Below are 24131 nucleotides of genomic sequence, written 5' to 3' on the forward strand. Positions count from 1 at the left end.
TATCTTAGTCGTGAATTGTCGACTTAGATAAAGCCCGGCTTTCGAGACCGTTCTGTGGCTCGAAAACGTGGCCACCACGTTCCAGCCGATTTTAGGCCAACCAGAGTGGCAATTTAATCCAACTAGTGTCAGAACAAAAAGGTGCCAACTTGATTTCGTCATTCAAATCAAGTTGGTACCTTTTTAATTATCCTTAGAAATCATTACTAGTCGCTTTTAAGACTTCCGCGCCCCGGTTAACGAGTAGATTAGCTTGGCCGTTAGTGGTAAAGCTCAACCCTTCAAATTCGCGGGTCGTTTGGAACATGGTCGATTCAATATTGCCGTGTTTGAGATGCCCTAAATGGGCAACGGGTAGCGAAGTAATACTGCCGTTTGAGACCAAGTAAAGCCGGTTGCGATGTGGATTATAGCTCATCGCTTGGGTAATCGTACCAGGACTATAACGGAGACCTTGCATGATTAAGTGGAACCGGACAGTCTTGGCACCAATCTTACCAGCGAATAGCTTAACCGACCGCTTGGGGGACTTGCCAACGGTGGCGGTTTGACTGTAGAAATAGGCCGTCCCGTGTTGGTCAAACGTTAAGACGCTGCCCACTTTAAGATGATTATTCAGGTGAAAGCTAATCTTGCGAATCGGCTTAAGTGTCGTCTTTGAGAGCCGTTGCACGTTGGCATGCTTACCGCCGTGCCCAATGAACCAAAGTTGCCGATTATGTGGGTTATAGGCTAAGGATTGGCCATGGCCAGTGTTGAATTGCGGGCCGACCTTTACTTGGGCCAAAATCTCGCGATCAGTCGCTGTTAGATTGTTGGTTGCATGATTATGGGTAGCCCGTCGCAAGCGGTCCATATGCGTGCTCGTAATCCCATACTTTTTTAAGCCAGCTAAATTATAGTAAACCACTCGGCCGGTCGTCGAATAACTATGGGTTGTTTGCATAATGTACATGCCTTGCCCATGTGGGGTCATCACGATACTTTGGGGATTGCTATAGTCACCCGTGGTCTGCATGGTGATTGGTAAGTAGGTTAAGGTCTTGAAGCTGGCTAAATGGTTGCCGGCGACCGCTTTGATGGTCGATGGTGTCTTTTGGTAAGCTGATTGTTGATAATCACTACTGCGCGCGAAGGGATAGGTCGTGACATAATAATCCGCGTTGCTGAGTGTTTTGAAATGCCGACTATTAAACCAATCTAAGGCATCGCCGTGTTGCGTGTAATGGCCGTTAGTCGTGCGGGTTGACCGGATCCGGTTTGGATTCTTACCGCTGTGTAAATATTTGGTGTTGATCCAAACAACGGCCGCATGGGCACTCGGCTTAACGCCAAGTAACTTGAATGTTTTCTTGCCCGTCTTTAACTTGATTTGTTTATTGCTGGTATAGGTGTTGCGAGCCGTTTTAGCTAAACTATGAGCATGCTTTAAGGTCGCATGTTTGCCATGTAAGCCTAAGTACCAGCTATGCTGACTGAAATTTTTAGTGGGCACATAATAATGATGATGGGCCGTTTTGGTTAACTTTTTCACTTGATAGGTCTTGGTAGCGGCTTGCCCGGTAATCGCCGGTAAGCTGAGACCTAGAACCAGGGCACTGCCAATTAGTCCCCCGATAACTTTACTGTTCATAAATAAAACCCCCGCTGATTTTAAAACTACAATGTCCATTGTAGCTTTTTTTCAGCGCAGGTGGGTTTTTTTCTGAAAATTTAGTTGACTTTAACATTAAAGGTATCTTCGACAATATCCATGACTTGCTTGAAGAGCCCAATTGGAAATTGATGTGCCCGACGAATCAAGTTAATATGCACACTCGGTGCTTGGACATCTGTGATTGGAATTTCGACCAGATCATCCGTTGGCGCCATCCCGATATCGGAGATAAAGCCGAGCGCGAGGTTTTCGCGAACTAAACCACTGATCAAGGTACTGTTATCAGATTCAAACATGACTTGTGGCTCAATTGATAACTGTTCTGCCAATTGATGGAAGACGAGTTTGTTTAAGTAGGTCGCATTCAAGATGACGAACGGATACTGTAAGGCGTCTTTAAATGTTGGCTTCTCCAACTTGGTTAAAGCGTGTTCCGGACTGCAAAGAATCTTGAAATGGAACGGCTTTAACGGCGTCACCGCAAGTCGTTCGTCTAATGTTTGGTCAAGATTACAGCTGATGGCGAGGTCTAATTGTCCGCCCAAGACTTGCTTGACCAATTGGTTAGCTCCCATTTCAACTGTATGGATACTCTTAAGTAAGTCTTGCTCAACGATAGGTTGAGTTAAGGCTGGTAAGTAACGTTCACCGACGGAAGGTTCAACGCCTAACCGTAACGTATGTTGCCGCAAGTGACCGATCGATTCGTTGACATGTTGCCAATTGGCGATGATATCATTTGCTGCTAGTAACAGTTGTTGACCGCTAGGAGTTAGGACTAAAGCTTTCGTCTTAGCTTGGCGGAAGAATAAGGTTGTTTGAAAATGTCGTTCCAGGCGTTTGATGGCTTGAGAAATCGTGGGCTGGCTGACGTGGAAATCGGCGGCCGTTTGCGTATAACTCTGCGTACTAATCAAACGTTGAAAATAGTACAAATCCTTAATATTCATGAAAACGCAGCCTCCATAAAGATTATTAATCAGTAATTAACAATAAGCGCCAGTAGCAGTCCAAAATAAGTGACCCGCTGACGACGATGTATAAATAAAGGTTATCAGTTAAGGTGGTGTTCGATTATGGTCGTTGGTTAGTTTAATTATCAATCGACCACTCAATCATACCACGATTAATCACGAAAGGGCGCAATTTATAGTCGCAAGGGCGTGTTTAACCGCTAGTTAACTGCTAATAGTTGATGGCTTAAAGCTATAACAGAAATTAATACTCAGAAATAACAAATTGGTCCACGCTCTATCATAGCGGAGTGTTTAGTTTTTAGCTATGATTTTGGCTTATTGGTTAAGTAGGGCTGTTAATTTGTTAAGTCAAATTATTAAAGGTTCATAATGATTATTAATTGTTGATGAAAAGCCCGTTACTGACAAGGCTGATTTAAAAATAGTTAATGGGTTTAAAGTATAAAAACTTATAATACCTTAGCAGTTAATGAGTCAATTATCAACTGCTAAATCGCTATCGCATGATAAATGGCTATAATTATTTGTTATCAGTTAAGGGGTTGTTGGATTCTAGTGGCGACTCACACAGAACTGGTCATTCGACTGACGTCACTAAATTAGTTAACGGGTCAAAGCTATAATCGTCTGTAATACTATCTTCAGTTAGTAACGTCTAAAGCCTGCTAGATTAAGGAATTTCCTTTAGCTAAATAAATTCGATTTATCTCTTAAAGGGGTGTCACAATTATCAGATACCGCTGATTTAGCCATTTAAGTGGCTAAAGTGGCCATAACCTCTTAATTACTATAAGTAATTATAATACTAAAGGCAATTTTCCACACGTAAACGCCGTTATAAAAGGGGGTTCGTAAGTTGAGTATTAATTTAAATTATAATAACTGTTAATTGCGGTTAATTAAAAACGCCCTGCGAATGCAGGACGTTTGATAGAAACTAGTTAATTGGAGTGGCAATGTCATCGATCTTGCGCTTAGTGCTAGTTAACGTTGCCGCCTGCCAGTTGGCTGCTAAAATGCTGGAACGCCATGGGCCATTTTGAGGCCAACGATACGGCTGAGCATTTTAGCAGCCAACTTCTCGGCTAACCAACTGAACTTAAAATAATCAATCGTTAACTTTTTAATCCCCGTTAGTTAACGCCGGGCGGTCCAGAATTGGCTCAGTGGTGTCGTTTATCTTAGTCGTGGTTTTCGACTTAGATAAAGCCCGGCTTGCGAGACCGATTTTTGGCTCGCAAACGTGGCCACCACCACGTTCCAGCCGATTCTGGGCCAACCAGAGTGGCAAATTAATCGAACTAGCACCAAGCGTATCGGCTTTAGATATTATTAACTGACAGCTGCTTACTTTGTTCGCGGACAAAGTCGATGAACTGCGTGATGGCTGGTTGCGGTGTGGCATTTTTTAAAGCGGCCATGTATAGGATGCGTTGCCACTTAGGGAATGACAATGGAATAATCTTGACGGGCATGGTTTGTAGCATCGACATATTCGGGACAACGGCAATCCCAAACCCATTGGCGACTAATCCAGCAATGGCTTGATCTTCTTCGACTGAATAAGCACTAATCGGTTGACCGCCACAGTCATTGAATAGTTTGGTCATAATTGGATGTAGACCGCTGCGTTCAGAAAATGTAATTTGCGGGTAGGCCAACGTTTCGGTCAAGTTAATGTTTGAGCGCGTCGCCAGCGCATGATCCAATGGGGTGATGCAAACCATGGTCTGTTCAGCGACTGGGAAAAAGTTAATATCGGGATAATTATCCATCTTCGAACAAAAGGCCACATCATATTTTTTAGACCGTAGCCCATTCAGAATGTCCGGGGATAGGCCGGTATCGGTATTGAATTGAAAGCGGATGGCCGGATTAGCGGTTGCGTGTAGGAAGCGTTGTGCCATATCCGGTAGCCATTTGATACTTAATGTTCGTAAGGCCGCCACACGGATAATGGCTTTTTGCAGATTAAAGGTCTTCACATCGGCAATACTCTTATCCAAGGTGATTAAGGAAGATTCCACACCGTTGGCAAATAGCTTGCCAGCTGGGGTTAAAGCGACATTACGGCCGGTCCGCTTGAACAGGGCGATATTCAGTTCATTTTCTAACGAATGAATGGCCTTAGTTAAACTTGGTTGTGTAATATGTAACAGTTTAGCGGTCTGGGTATAGTTTTCGGTTCGGGATAGAGCCACGAAGTAACGTAAATGATCTAAGTTCATAAGTAACAACAACCTCCCGTGAAATCGCGAGTTATCAGCGACTCGTTAGCGCTTACTATAGCTAATATAACAGAATTGATAACTTTTAGCTATCGTTCACTGCGGATAAAAGCAATTGGACGCTGCTTTAGAAAACGATTACATTAGTCTTGTAAAATAAATTATGTGAATTAAAGAGCATGCATGTTGAAAAATCCACGATTCGGAGGAAGCAATTATGACAAAGACACATCCAATTACAGTTAGTTCATGGACTTTAGGTGACAAATGCAGTTTCGCAGATCGGTGCAAAGCCGCTAGTGAAGCTGGTTATGATGGGATTGGTTTACGGGCTGAAACTTACGTTGACGCTGTAAACGAAGGCTTGAGCGACCAAGATATCTTGGATACCTTAGCTAAATACAACATTCGTTGTACCGAAGTCGAATATATCGTGCAATGGTGTGAACCGGAACGCTCATACGAACAAAAATACAAGGAACAAGCTTGTTTCCATATGTGTGACTTGTTTGGTGTTAAACATATCAATACTGGTTTAATGGAAGACTACTCCATCGACTACACCGCTAAGAAGTTGCAAGAATTGGCCGCTCGCGCTGGTAAGCATATTATCGCGTTGGAACCAATGCCATACAGTGGGTTACCAAACTTGGATAAGACTTGGAAGATCATGCAAAAGGCTAACTGCGACAATGTCTATATGTTATTAGATATGTGGCACTGGGTCCGCGCTAACCAACCATACGATCTATTGACTAAGGAACAAGCTAAGCGGGTGATTTCAATCCAAATTGATGACGCTTACACTCGGCCTTACGCTGAATCCATCTTACGTGACGAATCCATGCACGATCGTTTGGCACCAGGTGCTGGCGACTTAGATACCGCGGGCTTCGTTAAGATGATCAAGGATGCCGGCGTTGATCCAAAGGTGATCGGGGTTGAAGTTATTTCCGATGCTTACATGGCTAAAGGCATTGATTACGTTGCCGATTACACTTACAAACAAACGGTCGCAACTTTGAAGAAAGCTTGGCCTGAAATTTTACAAGATCCAGTAAACGCATAATTGTTAATAACGATTGAAAACTGATTAGGAGGAACTAAATTATGAGTAACAGTTGGTTAGGATTAAACGGTAAAGTTGTTGTCATCACCGGTGCTGTCGGTGGGATGGGGACAAAGTTCTGTGAAGAATTTGCTAAGCAAGGTGCCAATATTGCTTTAGTTGATATGTTAAAAGATAAGACGGAAGCGGCCGCTAAGAAGTTGGCTGACGAATACGGTATTAAGACCGTTGCCGTTGTCTGCAACACGACGAGTGAAGCCGATGTTGATGCAGCCGTTAAGACTGTTGTTGACACATTCGGTGTTGTCGATGTCTTAGTTAATACCGCAGCTATCTTGCGCTTCTCACCATTAGAAGACTTGCGCTTAGATGAATGGCAAGCAGCTTTGAACGTTAACTTGACTGGTTATTTCTTAATGTCACAACGTTTCGGGAAAGTTATGATTCAACAAAAGCACGGCAATATGGTTCACATTTCAACCGTTGCATCGCGTTATCCTGAAACATATAGTGGCGCTTACAGTACGACTAAAGCCGGCGTCAACATGATGTCGAAGCAAATGGCGGCTGAATGGGGCCAATACGGGGTTCGCAGTAACTGTGTCCTCCCATGCTTAGTTAAGACACCATTATCCGCTAACTTCTACAGTGATCCTAAAGTTGAAGATGGCCGCAAGCGCTTAGTTGCCAGCAAGCGGATTGGTAACTTAGACGATATCGCGAACACGGTGCTTTGGTTAGCCAGTGATCGTTCTGACTACACTAACGGTGGCGAAGTTACCGTTGATGGTGGGTTGAACATGATGATTTCTGACATGATTCCAAAGCCAGGTGGCCGTCGTCAATACGCCATCGATCACCATCAACCAGCCAAAAAATAAGGGTTGAGTTAGTGATTGCCGCCTGCCGGTTGGTCGCCAAAATGCTGGAACGCCATGGGTCATTTGGAAGCCAAGAGGCGGTCTTCCAAATTGACCTTGGTCTAAATCCGGGAAGTTCACCCGGATTAAGACCAACGACACGGCTGAGCATTTTGGCGCCCGCCCTCTCGGCTAGATTTCAATCTACTTAATTATAGTAGAAACTAACTTAGCCGTGAGGGCGGTCAGGCTGATGCTCAGTGGTGAAATTTAGCTTAGTTACCAGTGATTTGCTGGTGACTTAGCTAAAGGCCGGCTTTCGAGACCGTCCTTTGGCTCGAAAACGTGTCCACCACGTTCCAGCGTCAGCCTGGCCAACCGGTCGGCGACAATGAACCACCATTTAAAATTGAACGTTTAAGTCGAAGGGAGACTGGGACAACTGTCTCGGTCTCTTTTATTCGATTCATTGATCAATCAAATCGAGATAGGAGTGTCTTTGATTATGGAAAAACGCATTTCAGGAACAACCGGTTTATTTACGTTACTAGGTACCCCCGTGGGTCATTCTGGCTCACCAGCCATGTATAACTTTAGCTTCCAAAAGCAAGGGCTAGATTACGCTTATATGGCGTTTGATGTTAAAAAAGAACAAATGCCACAAGCCATCGATGCCTTACGGTTATTTAAAGTTCGGGGCAGCAATGTCACCATGCCTTGCAAGAGTGTCGCAGCGACGTTGGTTGATGAACTTTCACCAGCTGCTAAGATTATCGGCGCAATTAACGTCATCGTTAATGATAACGGCAAATTAACCGGTCACATTACTGATGGGATTGGCTTTGTCCGTAATTTGAAAGAAAACGGCGTCGAGGTTGCTGGCAAAAAGCTAGTAGTGATTGGTGCTGGCGGTGCGGCGACAGCCTTACAAGTCCAAAGTGCGTTGGATGGGGCTAAAGCTATCTCAATCTTTAACCAAGATGATGAATTCTATGCTAATGCTGAAAAGACACAGGCGAAGATTAAGGAAGCTAAGCCTGAAGTTGAGGTTAACGTCTATCCTTTAGCTGACCAAGCAAAGCTAAAGTCCGAAATCGACAGTGCCGACATCTTAGTTAACGCCACGATTGTTGGGATGAAGCCATTAGATGGTCAATCATTGGTTGATCCAGCCTTCTTACGGCAAGATTTAGTCGTTGCAGATACGGTTTATAACCCATTGAAGACGAAGTTGATCGAAGATGCCGAAAGTCTTGGTTGCACGGTGGCACCTGGTAAAGGGATGCTCTTATGGCAAGGTGCGGCAGCTTATACCTTGTTTACTGGCAAAGACATGCCAACGGATGAGTATCAAGCTTACGAAGCGAAACAAGCGGCAGTACAACATTAAATTAGACTGAAAGGGGATTAACGCTGATGGAAGCAAGAATTGATGGACATACGACAATGTTAGGATTATTTGGGTCGCCAGTGGGGCATTCCGGGTCACCGGCCATGTATAACTACAGTTTTGAACAAGCGGGGATTAACGATGCGTATTTGGCATTTGATATTCAAGCCGATCAAATGGCTAGTGCTTTAGAAAAGATGCGCATCTTCAATATGCGCGGTGCCAATGTGACGATGCCTTGTAAAAAAGTCGCTGCGGAATTGGTTGATGAACTCTCGCCAGCCGCTGAATTAATTGGCGCGGTTAATACGATCGTCAATAATGATGGCGTTTTAGTGGGTCATAATACTGATGGCGCGGGGTATGTTGAGAATTTACGGCACCATGGCGTTGATCCCAAGGGTAAGAAATTGACGGTCCTTGGTGCTGGTGGCGCTGGGACGGCGATTGCAGTTCAGATGGCCTTAGAAGGCGCTGCTTCGATTCGGATCTTTAACCCGAAAGATGACTTTTATAAGAATGCGGAACTCACCGCACAAAAGATTATGAAAAAGGTCCCAGCTTGCCACGTTGAAGTTGGTGATATTAATGACCAAGCCGCATTAGCTGCGTCCATTAAAGCCAGTGATATTTTAGCGAATGCCACGAAAGTTGGGATGAATCCGCATGCTGACCAAAGTAATATTAAAGATTTAAGTGTCTTTCGTGATAATCTGATTGTCACGGATACGGTCTACAGTCCCGCAACGACGAAGATGTTAGCCGATGCGGCGGCCCATGGTAGTCAAGCTATCGGTGGTAAAGGTATGCTCGTTTGGCAAGGGGCTGCAGCCTTCAAGCTGTACACTGGTCAAGAAATGCCAGTTGATGATGTCAAACGGCTCTTCTTCAGCGATACTGGGGGTCATTAACATGTCAACAACACCGACGAGTTCGAATAAAAAGTTTTACCCGACCGCACTTGCGTTATATTTTGCTTACTTTATTTTAGGAATTGCGTCTTCCATTATGGGGCAATACAAGACCGAGTTCGCCAAAGCCTGGGGGGCCTCGACCTTACCTAGCGGGGCGATCGATGTTAGTATGGTCGTTTCCGTCATTGCGGCTTATGGGTTAGGCCGCTTGATTGCCTATCCATTTGCCGGTCCCGTTTCCGATAAAGTCGGTCGGCGGGTCAGTGGTTTCATTGGGATGGCGTTATACGCAGCGTTCTTCTTCGGCATGATTAGTGCCCACAGTATGTGGTTCGCTTATGGTGTCGGAATTATGAATGGGGTTGCTAATTCTTTCTTGGATACCTGTGTGTCACCGAGTGTCATGGAAATCTTTCCAAATTCGGCGTCGATTGCCAATTTGTTTACAAAGTTTGCCATTACGGTTGCCCAATTCGTATTACCATTTGTCATTGGATTAGTGGCAACGGCCAATATGTCGTATAAAGCAATCTTCATTGGCTGTGGGATCTTGATGATTATCGATGCCATCTTAGTTTTGATTCTGCCATTTCCTAAGCAAGCTGGTAAAACGCCAGCCAACGGCGATGCGACGACTGCTAAGCCGAAAACTCATTTTTCGGCGGCATCAATTGCGTCAATCTTAATCGGATTTACGAGTTCTGCAACCTTTATGATTTGGTTGAACTGTAATCAAGAATTAGGGATTAGTTATGGGATTAAAGATCCAAGTGTGTTGCAATCATTTTATGCGGTTGGGGCGACGATCGCGGTCTTGTTAACCGCTCAGTTCATTCATATGGGCTTAAAGGAAACCACTGTTTTGATCTTATATCCAAGTATTTCAGTAGTGATGTTGTTACTCTGCTACTTCATTCAAACACCGGTTATCTTGTATATCGGTAGTTTCGTGATTGGTTATGCCGCGGCTGGTGGGGTTCTACAACTCGCCACCTCAACGACAGTTGGTTTCTTCCCAGACAGTAAGGGACTGGCCACGTCGTTAGTCATGATTGCCTCAAGTGTAGCCAACTATGCCGTCTTATCCTTAGCGGCTTACTTGACTAAGGCCACTGGTGCCAGCGCACCGCGGATGATTATTTTGCTGAACGTTGTGATTACGTTGATTGGGGTCGCTTTAGCGGTTATCGTGAAGCGCCGTAGCCAAGGCAAAGGGAACGCTGAAGCGGCGAAAGCTTAATACTGAATTTAAAAGCACTCGACTTGTTCGGGTGCTTTTTGTGTTCACTGAGTGATGTGCGATTGTTTAATCAATTAAGCTTGAAAGCTAGGATTCGTGGTTTCAACGCAGGAACCATCACTAGCTAGCCTATACAATAAAGATGAAAAAATAAGCTAATGGTGGTAATCCCTAGTTTTTGTAGGAATCACCACCATTAACTTATTTAATCATCATCGTCAGTATCAAACTTAGCCAATTCAATCCGGCCGAAGATATCTAAACCAATACCCAGAATAACCATACCGGTTAAATATAATCGTAGTGTCGGATATAAAGTTGCAGGGCTAACTCGCAATGTAATCAAAGCGGCGCCAATGACGCTAATTAAGGCGAAAATCAAGCGGCCATTAGTCATAATAAATTTCTGATCCAAGGTAATTTTCCTCTCAAGTAATGCTAGCAAACTTACTTACAATTTGGAACTAAGTATAATTGCGATAACGTTTACAAGTCAATTCGTTTGACAAGTTTGGACAGTCAACGACTTAATTAGGCGAATTGACTAACGGGTTTAATAATATTTAATAATAATCATTGTCTGTAATAGATAAAGTGATTTATAATTAAATCGTGGTGTTAGTTTATTTAGATTGAACTAATACTGCCAATCCTTGAAGAAAGGAGGAAAATACATGCGATTAAAAACAATTTTAGCCGGTACCGCGACGTTGTTAACTTTGATGGCAGCCAATACAGTGAAAGCTCAGGCTGCTAGTCAAAGTACAACAGCAACTAGTGATGCGGATACGACTGCGACTAGTTCAGCTACGACAACGAAACAAGTTGTCACGTTACATAATAGTAGCGCTGACTCTAGTGGTGGTAGCAACGACACTAGTAACGGTACCACGGCTAATAATAGTAGTTCTACAAGCTCTAGTTCTGCGAGTTCTAGCTCTGTAAGTTCTAGTTCTGTAAGTTCTAGTTCTGTAAGCTCTAGTGCTTCGAGTTCTAGTAACTCAAGTTCTGACGATTCAAGTTCTAGTACGCCAAGTGCCAGTGCTTCAAGTTCGTCAACACCAGCACCGGTTAGTCCGGTAAAAGCCGATTCAACAGTCAAAGACGCAACGCCCGATACGACGGTCTCCGATGTGTCATCAGCCGCGAATCCAGCTGCCAGTGAACTTAATCAACAGCAATTACTTGTTCAAAGTCAAGCCAAATCGACTAGTGCGACGCTTGCTAACTCGCAACTGGCCACACAGATGTATAATGCGGCAGTTACAAGTCAGAAAGGATCGTTATTTGCCAGTAATTTAGCTACTGGCATATTACCGTTTGCCAGTTTTAAAATGTTACTAGCTAAATCAGCGTTGCCTGTTAATGGTATTGACGCCGATGATATCGTTTCAATCACGGATACTAATGGTAAAACGTATACGGCCAGTGATGTTTTAAGTGCTTATGCGAGTTATACTGCTGTTTATAATTGGTCCATTGCAGATGGCGTTGACATTGCGGATGGTGCTACAGCCACGATTACATTGCCGGATAGCTTAAGGTTTCCATCTAAAGTTATCAGCTTTGCGATTATGATGAATGGTAATCAAGTTGGGACTGTTACTACAGACAAAGATGCGACGACTGCAACGATGACGTTTAATTCATACTTTGCCGATCACCAACTTGATAGCCGTCATGGGACCGTTCAATTCAGTACGGCTGGTACCGATACGACAGCTGGTGATGATAACTACAAAATCAACAAGGTCGGTTGGATTGATTCTAGCAATCCAGATCAGTTGTACTGGAACATTGTGATCAATCCTAACGGTGAAACTTGGAATAAGGTCAAGATCACAGATGAACTTGGGCTGTATCAGACACTTAACACTAACTCTGTTACGGTTGAAACCGTTGATACGGCTGGTAAACATACAACGACAGCTGACTATACATTAACGGTTAATGGGAATGTCTTAACCTTTGATTTCTCACAAATCAAGACGGAGATTAACCTGTATTACACCGTTGTGATGGATCCGGGTCACTTGTATACGAACAGTGCCAAAGTCGCTTATACCCCGGCTGCCGGGACTGATCCTGATGGTAGTGGGACGACGACGCCTGGTGATGGCGGTAATCCAAGTACCGGGACTGATGATAATCAAGAAACGGCACAATCGAATCCAGCACTGTCCTTTGATGGCAGTGCCACGGCTGATGGAACTGTTTATGGTGTGTTAATTACGAAGACCGATGCTGCTGATACGACTAAAGTATTGGCTGGTGCCATGTATGATTTATACGATGGAACTGGGACTACGCTGATGCAACCAGGCTTGACTACGGATAAAAATGGTCAGATTTCAATTAGTCATTTAGCCGCTGGTGATTATGTGTTGAAAGAAACCAATGCACCAACTGGTTATTTGCTATCGACAACGCCGGTCAGCTTTACAGTTAGTGCCGATACGGCAACGATTACGGCGGCCGGTAATACGACTGCGACAATTGTGCCGGTCAAGGTTACGGATAAGGCGATTGAACAAACAACCTTGGATGTAACGAAAGTTTGGTCGCAAGTGCCAACCGATGTCACAACACCAGCTGTGACGGTTACGTTATGGGCTAATGGTGTTGCCACTAGTCAGACATTAAGTTTGTCTAGTGCTAACAATTACCAAGGAACGTTTAGTAACTTAGATAAAACGGATGCTAATGGCACCGATATTAAGTACACAGTTGTTGAATCGACGTTAGCTGGCTATGTCAGCACACAATCGACCACTGGTAATCAAGTCACTATCACGAACACCTATCAAACTGGAACCATTAACATTGTTAAAACTGGTAGTGATACGAAGACCGGTTTGAGCGGTGCAACCTTTGCGTTAGTTGATGATAGTGGCAATACCGTTGCGAGTGGGACGACTGATAGTCAAGGTAAGTTAACGTTTACTGGTTTGAAGCAAGGGTCTTATACCTTAAAAGAAACCAGTGTGCCAACGGGTTATCAATTTGTTGCTGACCAAGCAGTCACGTTTGATGACACACAAGGTTATACGGCGAACTTAGCCATCACTGATCCAGTTATTGAAAAAACGACTGTTAAGGTGACGAAAGCTTGGGTTGCCCCAGCTGGCGTTACAACGCCCGCTGTTACAGTGATGTTGTATATCAATGGCGTTGCTTCTGATCAGACATTAACGTTATCTAGTGCTAATAATTATCAGGGAGCATTTAGTAATTTAGATGCTACCGATGCTCACGGAACGACCATTAAATACACGGTTAGTGAAATAAACGTACCAGATGGCTATACGAGTACACAAACAACTGTTGGTAATCAAGTTACGATTACCAATACTTATCGAACTGGGACGATTAACATTGCTAAAACTGGTAGTGATACGAAGACTGGTTTGAGCGGTGCAACGTTTGTTTTAGTCGATCAGGATGGTCAAACGGTTGCGAGTGGTACAACGGATGCTAATGGTCAATTGTCGTTGACTGGTTTACTTCAGGGCACTTATACCTTAAAAGAAACTAGTGCGCCAGCGGGTTATCAATTCGTTGATGATCAAACGGTCACGGTTAATAGCGGTAATGGCTATACTGCGAACCTAGCTGTCATTGATCCAGTGATTGAAAAGACAGCGGTTAATGTGACAAAGACCTGGGTAACGCCAGCTAGTGTCAAGACGCCCGCCGTTACGGTGACGTTGCAAGCTGGCGGTGTTACCACTGGCCAAACATTAACGCTATCTAGTGCTAATAATTATCAAGGGACGTTTAGTAACTTGGATGCCACCGATGCGCATGGGAAGACCATTATTTACACGGTTGTTGAAACCGTGCCGACTGGTTACACTAGTGCACAAACTGGGACCGACCAAGTGACCATCACCAATACCTATCAGACTGGGACAATCAATATTGTTAAAACCGGTAGTGATACCAAGACTGGTTTGAGCGGTGCGACCTTTGTCGTAGTTGATGGTAGTGGTCAGGCCGTTGCGACTGGGACGACTGATAGCCAAGGTCAATTGACGTTTACTGGTTTACTTCAGGGTACTTATACCTTGAAAGAAGCTAGTGCGCCAGCAGGTTATCAGTTTGTTGATGCTCAAACGGTTACTGTTAATAGCGGTAATAAATATACGGCTAACTTAGCCATCACTGATCCAGTGATTGAAAAGACGACTGTTAATGTTACTAAAGCTTGGGTAATTCCAGCTGGTGTTACAACGCCCGCTGTTACAGTGACGTTGTATATCAACGGTGTTACCTCTGATCAAACATTGACGTTGTCCAGTGCTAATAATTATCAAGGGACGTTTAGTAACTTGGATGCCACCGATGCGCATGGGAAGACCATTATTTACAAGGTTGTTGAAACCGTGCCGACTGGTTATACGAGTGCACAAACAACTGATGGTCATCAAGTGACTATCACCAATACCTATCAAACTGGGACAATCACCATTGTCAAAACTGGTAGTGATACGAAGACTGCTTTGGCTGGTGCGACCTTTACTTTAGTTGATGGAAATGGTCAGATTGTTAAGACTGGGACGACTGATAATCAAGGCCAATTAGCGTTCACTGATTTGAATCAAGGTAGTTATACCTTGAAAGAAACCAATGCGCCAGCTGGCTACCAGCTAGTTGCTGATCAAACAATTACAGTTGACTATACTAATGGTTATGCCGCTAACTTAGCCATCACTGATCCAGTTATCCCAATGACGACCATTACGGTTAACAAGCATTGGGCCAATACCCAAGGCAAGGTGGTAACATCGCCGGTGACGATGACCTTATCAGCGAATGGCAAGGCGGTACAAACGTTAATCCTAACGGCCGAAACTGGCTATACGGGTCAGTTTACGAACTTAGCCATGACTACTGCTGATGGGACACCGATTGTGTATACAGTTAGTGAAACACCAGTTGCAGGTTATACGATGAGTGGTGGTCAGCTAGTTGACGGTGTGGTTGACTTTACGAATACGCTACAAACGGGTTCGTTGACCATTACAAAAGTTGACAGTCAGACGCAAACAGCTTTAGCTGGTGCGACCTTTGACTTGCGTGATGCTAATGGACAGCTTGTTCAGACTGGCACCACGGATGTGCAAGGCCGATTAACCTTTACTGGTCTAGTTAGCGGCACCTATACGTTACATGAAGCGACCGCGCCAACTGGCTATCAGTTAGCCGCTGATCAAATGGTAACGGTCGATGCGACTAGTGCTAAAGCGGCTGGTATTACGGTGGCGGATGTCGCAGTACCCGTAATTGTTGTGCCACCAACGACCACAATTACCGTTAACAAACACTGGGTACAAGTGCCAGCGTCAACGACGACGCCAAGTGTCACGGTAACCTTAGTGGCTAATGGGACGTTAACTGATCAAACCTTAACGTTGACGGCAGCTAATGGGTACACGGGCCAGTTCACGAACTTAGCAGTGAACGATGCCAATGACCAAGCGATGACTTATACGGTTGTTGAAACTCCAATTGCAGGTTATACCACAACTGGTGGCAACGTCGTTAACGGGGTTGCTGATATTACCAACACTTGGGTCAAGGTACCAGTTATTCCAATCCCAACTGGGTCGTTGCAAGTGATTAAAGTTGATGCCACCACTAAACATCGTTTAGCCGGTGCCGCTTTTGACTTGCGCGATGTCAGTGGAAACTTGGTTGCGAGTGGTGTGACTGCTGAAAACGGTCAAGTCATGTTTAACAACTTAACTTATGGGACGTATCAAGTCGTTGAAACGACTGCGCCAGCTGGTTATGATTTAAATACTAAGCCACAACTGGTGACAATCGGGGAGACGACCATGCAATCGATCACGGTTGCGGATACCGCGACCGTTGTACCACCAGTTAAACCAGTTGTTCCTGTGACGCCAGCAACACCGACGAAACCAGAACAACCAAGGCAACCGACAACACCAACAATTCCGACTAAACCAGTTGTTCCGGTTAAACCAGAACAACCGGGATACCCTGATGTGGTGACCGTGACGGTAACGCCAGATCAACCAGCGGGGGTCACGTTTGGTGAATACTATGGTGGCATTACGCCAAAACAACCACAGTTAACCACGGTGACAAAGTCTTCAACCGATTGGCCAACAGTAGTAACCACAACGGTGACTGCCAGTGCTGCGACGGTGATGCCAACTAAAACGGCCACGCCGAAAGTTGCCCACCAACAATTGCCACAAACTAATGATGCGACTGCACTTTGGTTAAAGTTATTAGGGCTAATTGGCTTGTTATTAAGCGGCTTAAGTTATGCACGTTTTAAAAGGTTAGACTAAAAAAAGTTCGTTCGACATCTCAAAATTTTGAGGTGCTGAACGAACTTTTTTCTTGTTTAAGTTTAGCGACGATTCTGGCCAGACTCCTCATCATGACGTACTCGCACTGGTTGAGCAGCGGGTGTCCGCCCGCCTGCCAAAACGCCGGCGACGGCAGCCAAACCCGCGGCCGCTAATAAACCTGCTAGTAACATAATCCAGGACCTCCTATCGTCATTTCCGCTTCTTGATACTTGCAGTTTAGGCGACTTGGGCAAGAATTGCAATTAATAAGCTGGTCCTTAAAGCGAATTTGAATAATTTGTAATTTTCTTAAGTAATTGCCGGTTATTGTTGATTCTTGCAAAGGCACAAGCATCGCTTAATAATTCTTGTTGTTCAGGACCACCGGCACTTAATTGTGCTTGTAAGAATTTAATCTTTGCGACGTAGTAAGTCACATGATGTTCTGCGCAAACGGTAATTGCATAGGCGAGCAACGTTCTACTGATAGTTTCTTCGCCAATCTTGGCATAAAAATTACCGGTATAGTAAGCCAAATTGATGACGCGCCAAACACTGGCGGTAGTTTCTAATGAAAGATCGGTTAAAGCTTGACGGACTTTTTCAAAATAATATTCGGCTTTATCCGGTTCGTGATTATTTTGATAGGCGATCCCAGTACCACAATAAGCCAATTGGGTATAGATTGTGGCATGGGGTTCATCTAAATCTGTAATAATTTGATCGAAGTTAAATAACACGTCACTGATTGGGTGCTGATTTAAAGCGGCAACGTAGCCTTTTAGATAACAGTATTGTAGCTTAGTTTCCAAGTCATGACGCGGTTTATCGGTGATTTTACTTAGTCGATTTTCGGCGTCCGTATATTCACTAGTGATGAGGTCGAATTCAATCGTGGCGAGTTCTTTTAAGACCGCCGCATCGGCAACACGCTCAGTTGGAAAGACATCTTCTAATTGTAAATGCAGTCGCTGACAAAGCTGTGCAACGATGCGAATCGCTGGCGCCTTACCATTGTTTTCAAATTTACTTAAAGTTGCTTGTGTACAAATGCCGTCGGATAAGGCTTTCTGGGATAAACCTAGTGCCTTTCGACGGGCAATGAATAATTCGATATTCATTTATATTTTCCTCCCTTGAAAGGCAATTAGATTACCAATAGTATCGGGGCTGAGATGCGCTCTTATCTTTAATTAAACAATGTTTATATAATTTTGTCAATATTTATAAAGCATACTTGATATTCTGAAAATATATTGTTTTTATTGATTGATTTTCATGAAAAATGAATACATATCCCTAAATTGACCGCATCAGGCCGGTATTTGGTCGGGCTGAATGGAAGGTAGCAGTAAACTTTCACCAGAAAAGAAGACTTTAGTCGATTATCTTTGTTAATCAGTTATCTTGGCTGTGAGGTTGATTTCCAAAATACTCGGACTTAGGACAACGACAGTTTTGAAAACTTCAGAATGGTTCATGGTGTTCTAGCGCTTTAAAAGGACTATTGTCGGGAATTTAATTAATAGGACTAGTTTAAGCGGAGCAGGGCAGGCATGGTATCTCCCGTGTCGATGCAGTTAGCCAGCGGGATGGGCTGGTTTACTGCATGGGACGACCTCAGAGACGTGGGTTTCGGCCTTGAGGCGAGGGCGTAGATGTACTTAGGCTATGACCGGTCCCCACCGGATAGCGTGCTTGCCTGGCGGAACGAGATTTAAGCACCATAACCCAAAACAAGGCCACAAGCTAAATCAAATTAGCTTGTAGCCTTGTTTTAAATGTGAATGCTTAGTCAGCTATTTAGCCATGTAAGCATCCTTGAAGTTGTAGTTGATACCGGCAGTGTTATAAACCAAGCCCTTCAACTTAGGATTGACCATTTGAGCGACCACGTTTTGTGAAAGTGGTGCGACCCCTTGGTCAGTTCCAATTGTCTTTTCGGCTGTTGCCAAAGCTTCCCAACGCTTCTTCGTGCTGGTTGTGCTGTTAGCAGTCTTAACGGCAGCGTCGAATTGCTTGTTTTGCCATTTCCCGAAGTTGTAGTCATTGGTTGAAGTCATGATCCCTAAGTCAGAGATTGGATCAGCAAAGTCGGCTTGCCATGCGGAGATGACCAACTGGAAGTTCCCAGCGACTTCGCGTGAAATCCGGGTCTTATAAGGAACGGTGACACTCTTAACCGTCAAACCAGGTAATTCTTTTTCCAATTGACCTTGGACATATTCAGATAAAGCTTTCATTTGGTCAGTATCGTCATGAGTCAAGGTTAAGGTTAGCTTCTTCTTGCCAAGTTCTTTTAGACCTTGTTTCCAAAGGGTCTTGGCCTTAGCGTTGTTTTGCGTGACCGAAGCTTTGACTTCATTTTCAGTGGCGAAATCTTTCTTAGTAGTTGGGTCCTTAGCTAAACCAGCGGTAACAAAGCCAGTTGGGGTTACGGAACCATCGCCTAAGACATTGTTAACCAATTCTTTACGGTTCAATGTCATGGACATTGCTTGGCGCACCTGCTTGTTAGCGAGTGCTTTAACTTTCTTTTGGTTGTATTCCAAGTAATTCAACCGTGATGATTTACGAATCGTGAGCTTACTGTTGTTCTTTTCGTTCTTAACTTGTTGACCAGATAAGGTAGCGACGTCTAACTTACCGCTTTGGAATAAGTTAAAGGCGGTCGTGGTCGACTTCACAACTTGATCGTTGATCTTAGTCAAGTGGACGTTCTTCTTATCCCAGTAGCTGTTGTTCTTAACCAAGGTCCAAGTTGAGTTCGTGCCTTGCCAACCGGTCATCTTGAATGGGCCATCGTAGACCATCTTGCTGGAGCTGGTCCCGTAGTCCTTACCGTACTTTTCAACGGCGTGTTGGTTTTGTGGGAAGAAGACCACGAAGCCCATCAAGAGTTTAAAGTATTGCATGGGTTTTTCCAATGTGACAGTTAACTTGTAATTACCATCTGCTTTGATCCCTAATGTTGAGGGTTTCGCTTTACCATTCGTGATCTTGTCAGCGTTCTTGATCCCAGAGTAGAGGTAAGCGTATTGTGAGGCCGTCTTTGGATTAACGGTACGACGCCAGCCATAGACGAAATCTTTAGCGGTGACTTTATCGCCGTTGCTCCATTTAGCGTTCTTGCGTAACGTGAAGGTGTAAGTCTTTTTATCTTTAGAGACTTTGGTGGCCGTGGCAATTCCGGGGGTCGCTTTGCTATCTTTACCTAAACGATACAACCCTTCTTGCGAATTGTTGATCATCGTCCCACTGATAACATCAATGGCCAATGATGGGTCCAATGTGGATAAGTCTTGGCCGTTTTCGGACCAATTTAAGACTTGGGACTTGGCCAAATTACCTGAAGTGGCACTGCTGCTAGAACTTGAGCTTTTGCTACCGCAAGCGGTTAATAAGAAAACGGCGGCCGCTGTGACGGCTAAAACAGTTGAAACTTTTTTTAATTGCATATGTATAATATCCCCCTAGTTCTTTTTATGATATGTGTATGAGAATACATTAGAATTGGATTAAAATCAACTGTTATTTTTTAATAATTTAATTTAGTGGACACAAAAACCCACCCAGCCTTGATTTAAAGGGTGAGCGGGCTTTTGTGAATTAACGGTACCAACGCATCGTGTATTCCGGTTGATGGGTGGCTTTATCAACACCTTGCTTGTGCACGTGAAAGCCGCTGTGATGGTAGAAGGCAACGGCATTACGATTGGCCACATATACCGAAAGCTGCAATTTATGATGCTGGGCTTTAGCAGCATCTAATAATGCGGTCCCAACGCCATGTTGCTGGGCCGTTGGTTGGACGAACAGCCCAGCAATATCGTTACCTTGTAGACCAATAAAGCCAAGGATTTGGTCGGTTTCCAGCGCCGCAATCAAAATTGCTTGCGGTAACGCCTGACGAACCGCGGCGGCTTGTTTACGCCAATAATCAGCACGCACGAAGTCGTGAGCATGCAGGTTGCCGGCTAACCAGAGTGACATCAGCTGATTAAGTTGTTGATCCGTAGGTTGTTTCAAGGTTTGTATCTGCATTTGACCGAATCCTTAGTGATTGATTAACAGTCGGACGCGATTGACTGCCGGAATTTTATTTAGCGCGTCGATAAGTTGTTGACTGCTTTCGTGATCCAAGTCATCAACATCAATAATCGTGTAGGCGGTCTGCTTCTTGGCAGCGTTAGCCATCGTGGCGATGTTTAATCCGGCGGCGGCTAACTTTTGCGTGATTTGGCTGACCATATTAGGCACGTTTTGATGGATGACGGTGAAGCGATAAGCAGCATTGAAGGGCACGTTTAACGTTGGCAGATTAATCGCATATTGAACATTGCCAGTCTCCAAATAGGTCATAATCGTCTGGGCAGCTTGCGTGGCCCCGTTGATCTCGGCTTCAATGGTGGACCCGCCAATATGTGGCGTGACGGTAATATCAGCGTGATTAGCTATTCGTGGCTCACCAAAGTCGGTGTAATAATGTGCGAGTCTGCCGGCTTTTAAGGCATCCAAAACAGCCCCGTTATCGACAATCCCACCCCGCGAGTAATTAAACAGTTGGACTTGTGGCTGCATTGCGGCCAGCTCAGGAGCGCCTAGTAAGTTTAACGTGTCTTCTTCTTTAGGTACGTGAACAGTGACATAATCTGCGTTTTTAACGGCGGTTTCGATGCTATCGGCGCGTTGGACTTGTTTGGCAATGTTCCAAGCAGCGTCGGCTGACAAATATGGGTCGTAACCGATAACGTGCATCCCGAGACCTAGGGCAGCATTAGCGACCAGAGAGCCGACGTGGCCTAAGCCAATGACAGCCAGGGTCTTGCCTAATAATTCAGTGCCGTTAAACTTCGTCTTATCGTGTTCTGTCCGTTGTGAGACATCGGCTTCCGTGTGTTGGGCGGAGTAGTTGGCCGCAGCCATCAAGTTGCGTGACGCGATTATCAGAAGCGCAATAATCAATTCTTTGACCGCGTTGGCGTTGCTACCGGGCGTGTTGAAGACGGCAGTCCCGTTCGCCGTGGCAGCCTCTAAGGGCACATTGTTTACCCCAGCACCGGCCCGGGCGATGACTTTGAGGGATTTTGGTAAAGCTTGGTGGTGCAGATCAACGGAGCGAATCAAATAAGCATCCGGTTCGTCACTTTGATTTAATTGATAATCGGTTGTAAAGGCATCCAGACCAGCTTGCGCAATCGCATTATAAGTTTTAATTTGATACATCGGTCAATTCCTCCTTGGCATGAGTCGCTTCAAAATCAGCTAAATAATCAACTAGTGCTTGGACCCCGGCTTTCGGCATGGCGTTATACAGACTGGCGCGCATACCGCCGACTAACCGGTGGCCCTTTAAGTTTAAGAGCCCACGATCCGTGGCGCCCGCGATGACTTGGGCATCCAATGCCGGTTTACCAGTGACAAATGGCATGTTCATTAACGAGCGGTCAGCGGGTTTGACGTGACTTGTGAAGAGTTTTGATTGGTCTAAGAAGTCATATAACAACGCGGCTTTGTCACGATTGCGCTGTTCCATTGCGGCTAAACCACCTTGGGCTTTTAACCATTTCAAAACTAATCCGGCCGCATAAATAGCAAAGACGGGTGGCGTGTTGAACATTGAACGCTTGTCGGCGAATAGTTGATAATCCAGCATGCTAGGTAGATTTTGAGCTTGACCGATTAAGTCGTCGCGGACAATGACAATCGTTAAGCCAGCTGGTCCTAAGTTCTTTTGGGCGCCGGCAAAGATCATGCCAAAGTCGGTCACTTGATACTGTTGGCCTAAAAAGTTTGACGACATATCTGCCACCAACGGGACATGACCCGTTTGTGGGAGCATCGTGTACGCCGTGCCTTCAATCGTATTGTTAGTCGTGAGATGCACGTAGTCGAGGGCTTGATCAACTGGCTGGTCCAGTGTTGGTAGTGCCGTGAAGTGATTGTCCGCAGCCGTGCCAAGAATATCAACTTTAGTGCCGACTCGCCGGGCTTCATCGGCTGCCCGACTCGCCCAATGCCCACTATCGAGTAGCCCGATATGATGATGCTTAGTCGCCAGATTTAATGGCGCCGCGGTGAATTGCAAGGTGCCGCCACCTTGGAAGAAGAGCACACGATAATTAGCTGGAATCCCCATTAACTCACGCAGATCTGCTTCGGCGTCACTGATGACTTGATCGAAGAGGGCGGAGCGGTGTGAGATTTCCATAATACTCATGCCAGAACCTTGAAATGATGGTAGTTCGGCTTGAATTTGGTCAATCACGGGTTTCGGCATAACGGCGGGACCCGCTGCAAAGTTATAAGTTGTCATTAAAAGTTCCCACTTTCATTATTAAAATTAGCCATAAAAAAAGTCCCAATGGTCAGATGACCACGAGGACTGTTAACGTCAAATAGAATAACTGCCCTCATCATTGAATGTTGGTTAACATCCATGTTCGGGCTAGTGTTTACACGAAATTAGGCCGACACAGATGTTTGTGTTGACCAGGAGGAGACGATTAAATTGGCATTTTGGTTCATAAACATCTTGACCACTCCTTTGATTTCGTATGCCCCCAATTTACCAAGTTTATTGCGGCTTGTCAATATGAAAATTAAATAAAAATGTGAAAATATATAGAGAATTTAACGATAAGCTCATTTTAAGCTACTGTACTAGTGTCCAAGTGTTTGAGCTATTGAATTGGGTTAGTTAGGACTGAAATGACTAGCTAAAGGATTGTGGGTAACTTACAATGGTGATAGTCAATTGCCCCTGAATAAATTCAGAGGCTTGTCGCTCACGTGTCTGACGGCACAGTAGTCCAACATGCCCGTTAGGCACTCCTACGCGTAGTGGCAACATCATCGGGTAATTGACAGCTACCCGTTTAACTGCCGGGTTTACCCAGCAGTTGTTAGCTTCTTAATCTTTGGGTGCTTGACACCGTTCAACCAGTCTTGCCCAAGTATTGCAATATTCATGGCTCCTAATCGGTCATCGTTACAACGATATTGACATTGAGCGCACCAATATTCGTGAGTCTCGTGATGACGATTATTTTTCTCAATCATGCCACACTTGGGGCATCTCTGTGAGGTGAAGGCCGGATTGACCTTCACAACAGCACTCTGAATGGCTTGAGTCTTATACGTTAAGAAAGATTCTAGCTGGAAAAATGCCCACGAACGATGACTATTGCGTAGAGGCTTAGGCAGGTCATCGGTGTTAAACGTCACATTAGTTAAATCTTCCAAAACAAAAAGCGTATGCGACCCATATGCCGTAACGAGTGTCTTAGCTAACCAATGATTCACATCGGTCATCCAGCGGTTCTCTCGTTGAGCTAGTTGCTTGAGCTAGTTGCTTAAGCTTTTTCTTAGCAGACTTGGTACCTTTACCTTGTAATTGCCGACGGATCTCTAAGAACTTCTTCCGCTTAAGTAAGATTTTTTGACCATCAAAGAATAGTGTTTTCC

17 protein-coding genes and 1 pseudogene are annotated in these 24131 nt (G+C 44.7%); 6 read left to right on the forward strand and 12 right to left on the reverse strand.

The window, feature by feature from the left end:
• Nucleotides 1-193: 193 nt before the first annotated feature.
• The 3 genes from FFM80_RS09120 to FFM80_RS09130 form a co-directional block, all read right to left on the reverse strand.
• Nucleotides 194-1633: a hypothetical protein gene (locus tag FFM80_RS09120; RefSeq protein WP_137640503.1), complete on the reverse strand. Its 1440-nt coding sequence runs from the start codon at nucleotides 1631-1633 to the stop codon at nucleotides 194-196.
• Between the two features lie 80 nt (nucleotides 1634-1713).
• Nucleotides 1714-2607 (reverse strand): LysR family transcriptional regulator, encoded by an 894-nt coding sequence (locus tag FFM80_RS09125; RefSeq protein ID WP_137640504.1) that lies wholly within the window; start codon nucleotides 2605-2607, stop codon nucleotides 1714-1716.
• A gap of 1349 nt (nucleotides 2608-3956) precedes the next feature.
• Entirely contained in the window at nucleotides 3957-4862 is a 906-nt protein-coding gene (locus tag FFM80_RS09130; protein ID WP_137640505.1) for a LysR family transcriptional regulator, read from the reverse strand.
• A 217-nt stretch (nucleotides 4863-5079) separates the two neighbouring features.
• Here FFM80_RS09130 and FFM80_RS09135 point away from each other — a divergent pair, with 217 nt between their 5' ends.
• From FFM80_RS09135 to FFM80_RS09155, 5 genes are all read left to right on the forward strand, one after another.
• Nucleotides 5080-5931, forward strand: coding sequence for a sugar phosphate isomerase/epimerase family protein (locus FFM80_RS09135; protein WP_137634465.1), 852 nt, complete (start codon nucleotides 5080-5082; stop codon nucleotides 5929-5931).
• 41 nt (nucleotides 5932-5972) lie between these two features.
• A complete protein-coding gene (locus tag FFM80_RS09140) occupies nucleotides 5973-6812 on the forward strand; it encodes an SDR family NAD(P)-dependent oxidoreductase (protein ID WP_137640506.1) in 840 nt (279 codons plus the stop codon).
• A gap of 484 nt (nucleotides 6813-7296) precedes the next feature.
• Nucleotides 7297-8181, forward strand: a complete 885-nt coding sequence (locus FFM80_RS09145) for a shikimate dehydrogenase (protein ID WP_137640507.1) — start codon at nucleotides 7297-7299, stop codon at nucleotides 8179-8181.
• Nucleotides 8182-8207: 26 nt separating this feature from the next.
• The gene (locus FFM80_RS09150) at nucleotides 8208-9092 is read left to right on the forward strand and encodes a shikimate dehydrogenase (protein ID WP_137640508.1); all 885 of its coding nucleotides are present in this window, start codon (nucleotides 8208-8210) and stop codon (nucleotides 9090-9092) included.
• A gap of 1 nt (nucleotide 9093) precedes the next feature.
• On the forward strand, nucleotides 9094-10335 hold the full coding sequence (locus tag FFM80_RS09155; protein ID WP_137640509.1) for an MFS transporter: 1242 nt from the start codon (nucleotides 9094-9096) through the stop codon (nucleotides 10333-10335).
• A 205-nt stretch (nucleotides 10336-10540) separates the two neighbouring features.
• Here the strand turns inward: FFM80_RS09155 and FFM80_RS09160 are convergent, their stop codons facing one another.
• On the reverse strand, nucleotides 10541-10750 hold the full coding sequence (locus FFM80_RS09160; protein ID WP_137634458.1) for a hypothetical protein: 210 nt from the start codon (nucleotides 10748-10750) through the stop codon (nucleotides 10541-10543).
• Between the two features lie 259 nt (nucleotides 10751-11009).
• On the opposite strand from FFM80_RS09160, the gene FFM80_RS09165 reads away from it, so the two are divergent.
• A complete protein-coding gene (locus tag FFM80_RS09165; RefSeq protein WP_137640510.1) occupies nucleotides 11010-16661 on the forward strand; it encodes a SpaA isopeptide-forming pilin-related protein in 5652 nt (1883 codons plus the stop codon).
• Between the two features lie 62 nt (nucleotides 16662-16723).
• Here FFM80_RS09165 and FFM80_RS14715 read toward each other — a convergent pair whose 3' ends face one another.
• The 8 genes and pseudogenes from FFM80_RS14715 to FFM80_RS14635 form a co-directional block, all read right to left on the reverse strand.
• On the reverse strand, nucleotides 16724-16855 hold the full coding sequence (locus FFM80_RS14715) for a hypothetical protein (RefSeq protein ID WP_263390486.1): 132 nt from the start codon (nucleotides 16853-16855) through the stop codon (nucleotides 16724-16726).
• Nucleotides 16856-16942: 87 nt separating this feature from the next.
• Nucleotides 16943-17785 (reverse strand): helix-turn-helix domain-containing protein, encoded by an 843-nt coding sequence (locus tag FFM80_RS09170; RefSeq protein ID WP_137634456.1) that lies wholly within the window; start codon nucleotides 17783-17785, stop codon nucleotides 16943-16945.
• A gap of 678 nt (nucleotides 17786-18463) precedes the next feature.
• The gene (locus tag FFM80_RS09175; protein WP_137640511.1) at nucleotides 18464-20122 is read right to left on the reverse strand and encodes a peptide ABC transporter substrate-binding protein; all 1659 of its coding nucleotides are present in this window, start codon (nucleotides 20120-20122) and stop codon (nucleotides 18464-18466) included.
• 151 nt (nucleotides 20123-20273) lie between these two features.
• Nucleotides 20274-20708, reverse strand: coding sequence for a GNAT family N-acetyltransferase (locus FFM80_RS09180; protein ID WP_137640512.1), 435 nt, complete (start codon nucleotides 20706-20708; stop codon nucleotides 20274-20276).
• 12 nt (nucleotides 20709-20720) lie between these two features.
• Nucleotides 20721-21890 (reverse strand): phosphoglycerate dehydrogenase, encoded by a 1170-nt coding sequence (locus FFM80_RS09185; protein ID WP_137640513.1) that lies wholly within the window; start codon nucleotides 21888-21890, stop codon nucleotides 20721-20723.
• Nucleotides 21877-22980: a 3-phosphoserine/phosphohydroxythreonine transaminase gene (gene serC, locus FFM80_RS09190; RefSeq protein WP_137640514.1), complete on the reverse strand. Its 1104-nt coding sequence runs from the start codon at nucleotides 22978-22980 to the stop codon at nucleotides 21877-21879. The genes FFM80_RS09185 and serC overlap by 14 nt, the downstream gene beginning before the upstream one ends.
• A gap of 575 nt (nucleotides 22981-23555) precedes the next feature.
• Entirely contained in the window at nucleotides 23556-23978 is a 423-nt protein-coding gene (locus tag FFM80_RS09195) for a zinc ribbon domain-containing protein (RefSeq protein ID WP_223877327.1), read from the reverse strand.
• A pseudogene (locus tag FFM80_RS14635) lies at nucleotides 23950-24131 on the reverse strand (hypothetical protein); the annotation flags it as partial. The pseudogene FFM80_RS14635 and the gene FFM80_RS09195, both read right to left, overlap by 29 nt.

This window comes from Lactiplantibacillus dongliensis (assembly GCF_005405105.1).
GTDB lineage: Bacteria > Bacillota > Bacilli > Lactobacillales > Lactobacillaceae > Lactiplantibacillus > Lactiplantibacillus dongliensis.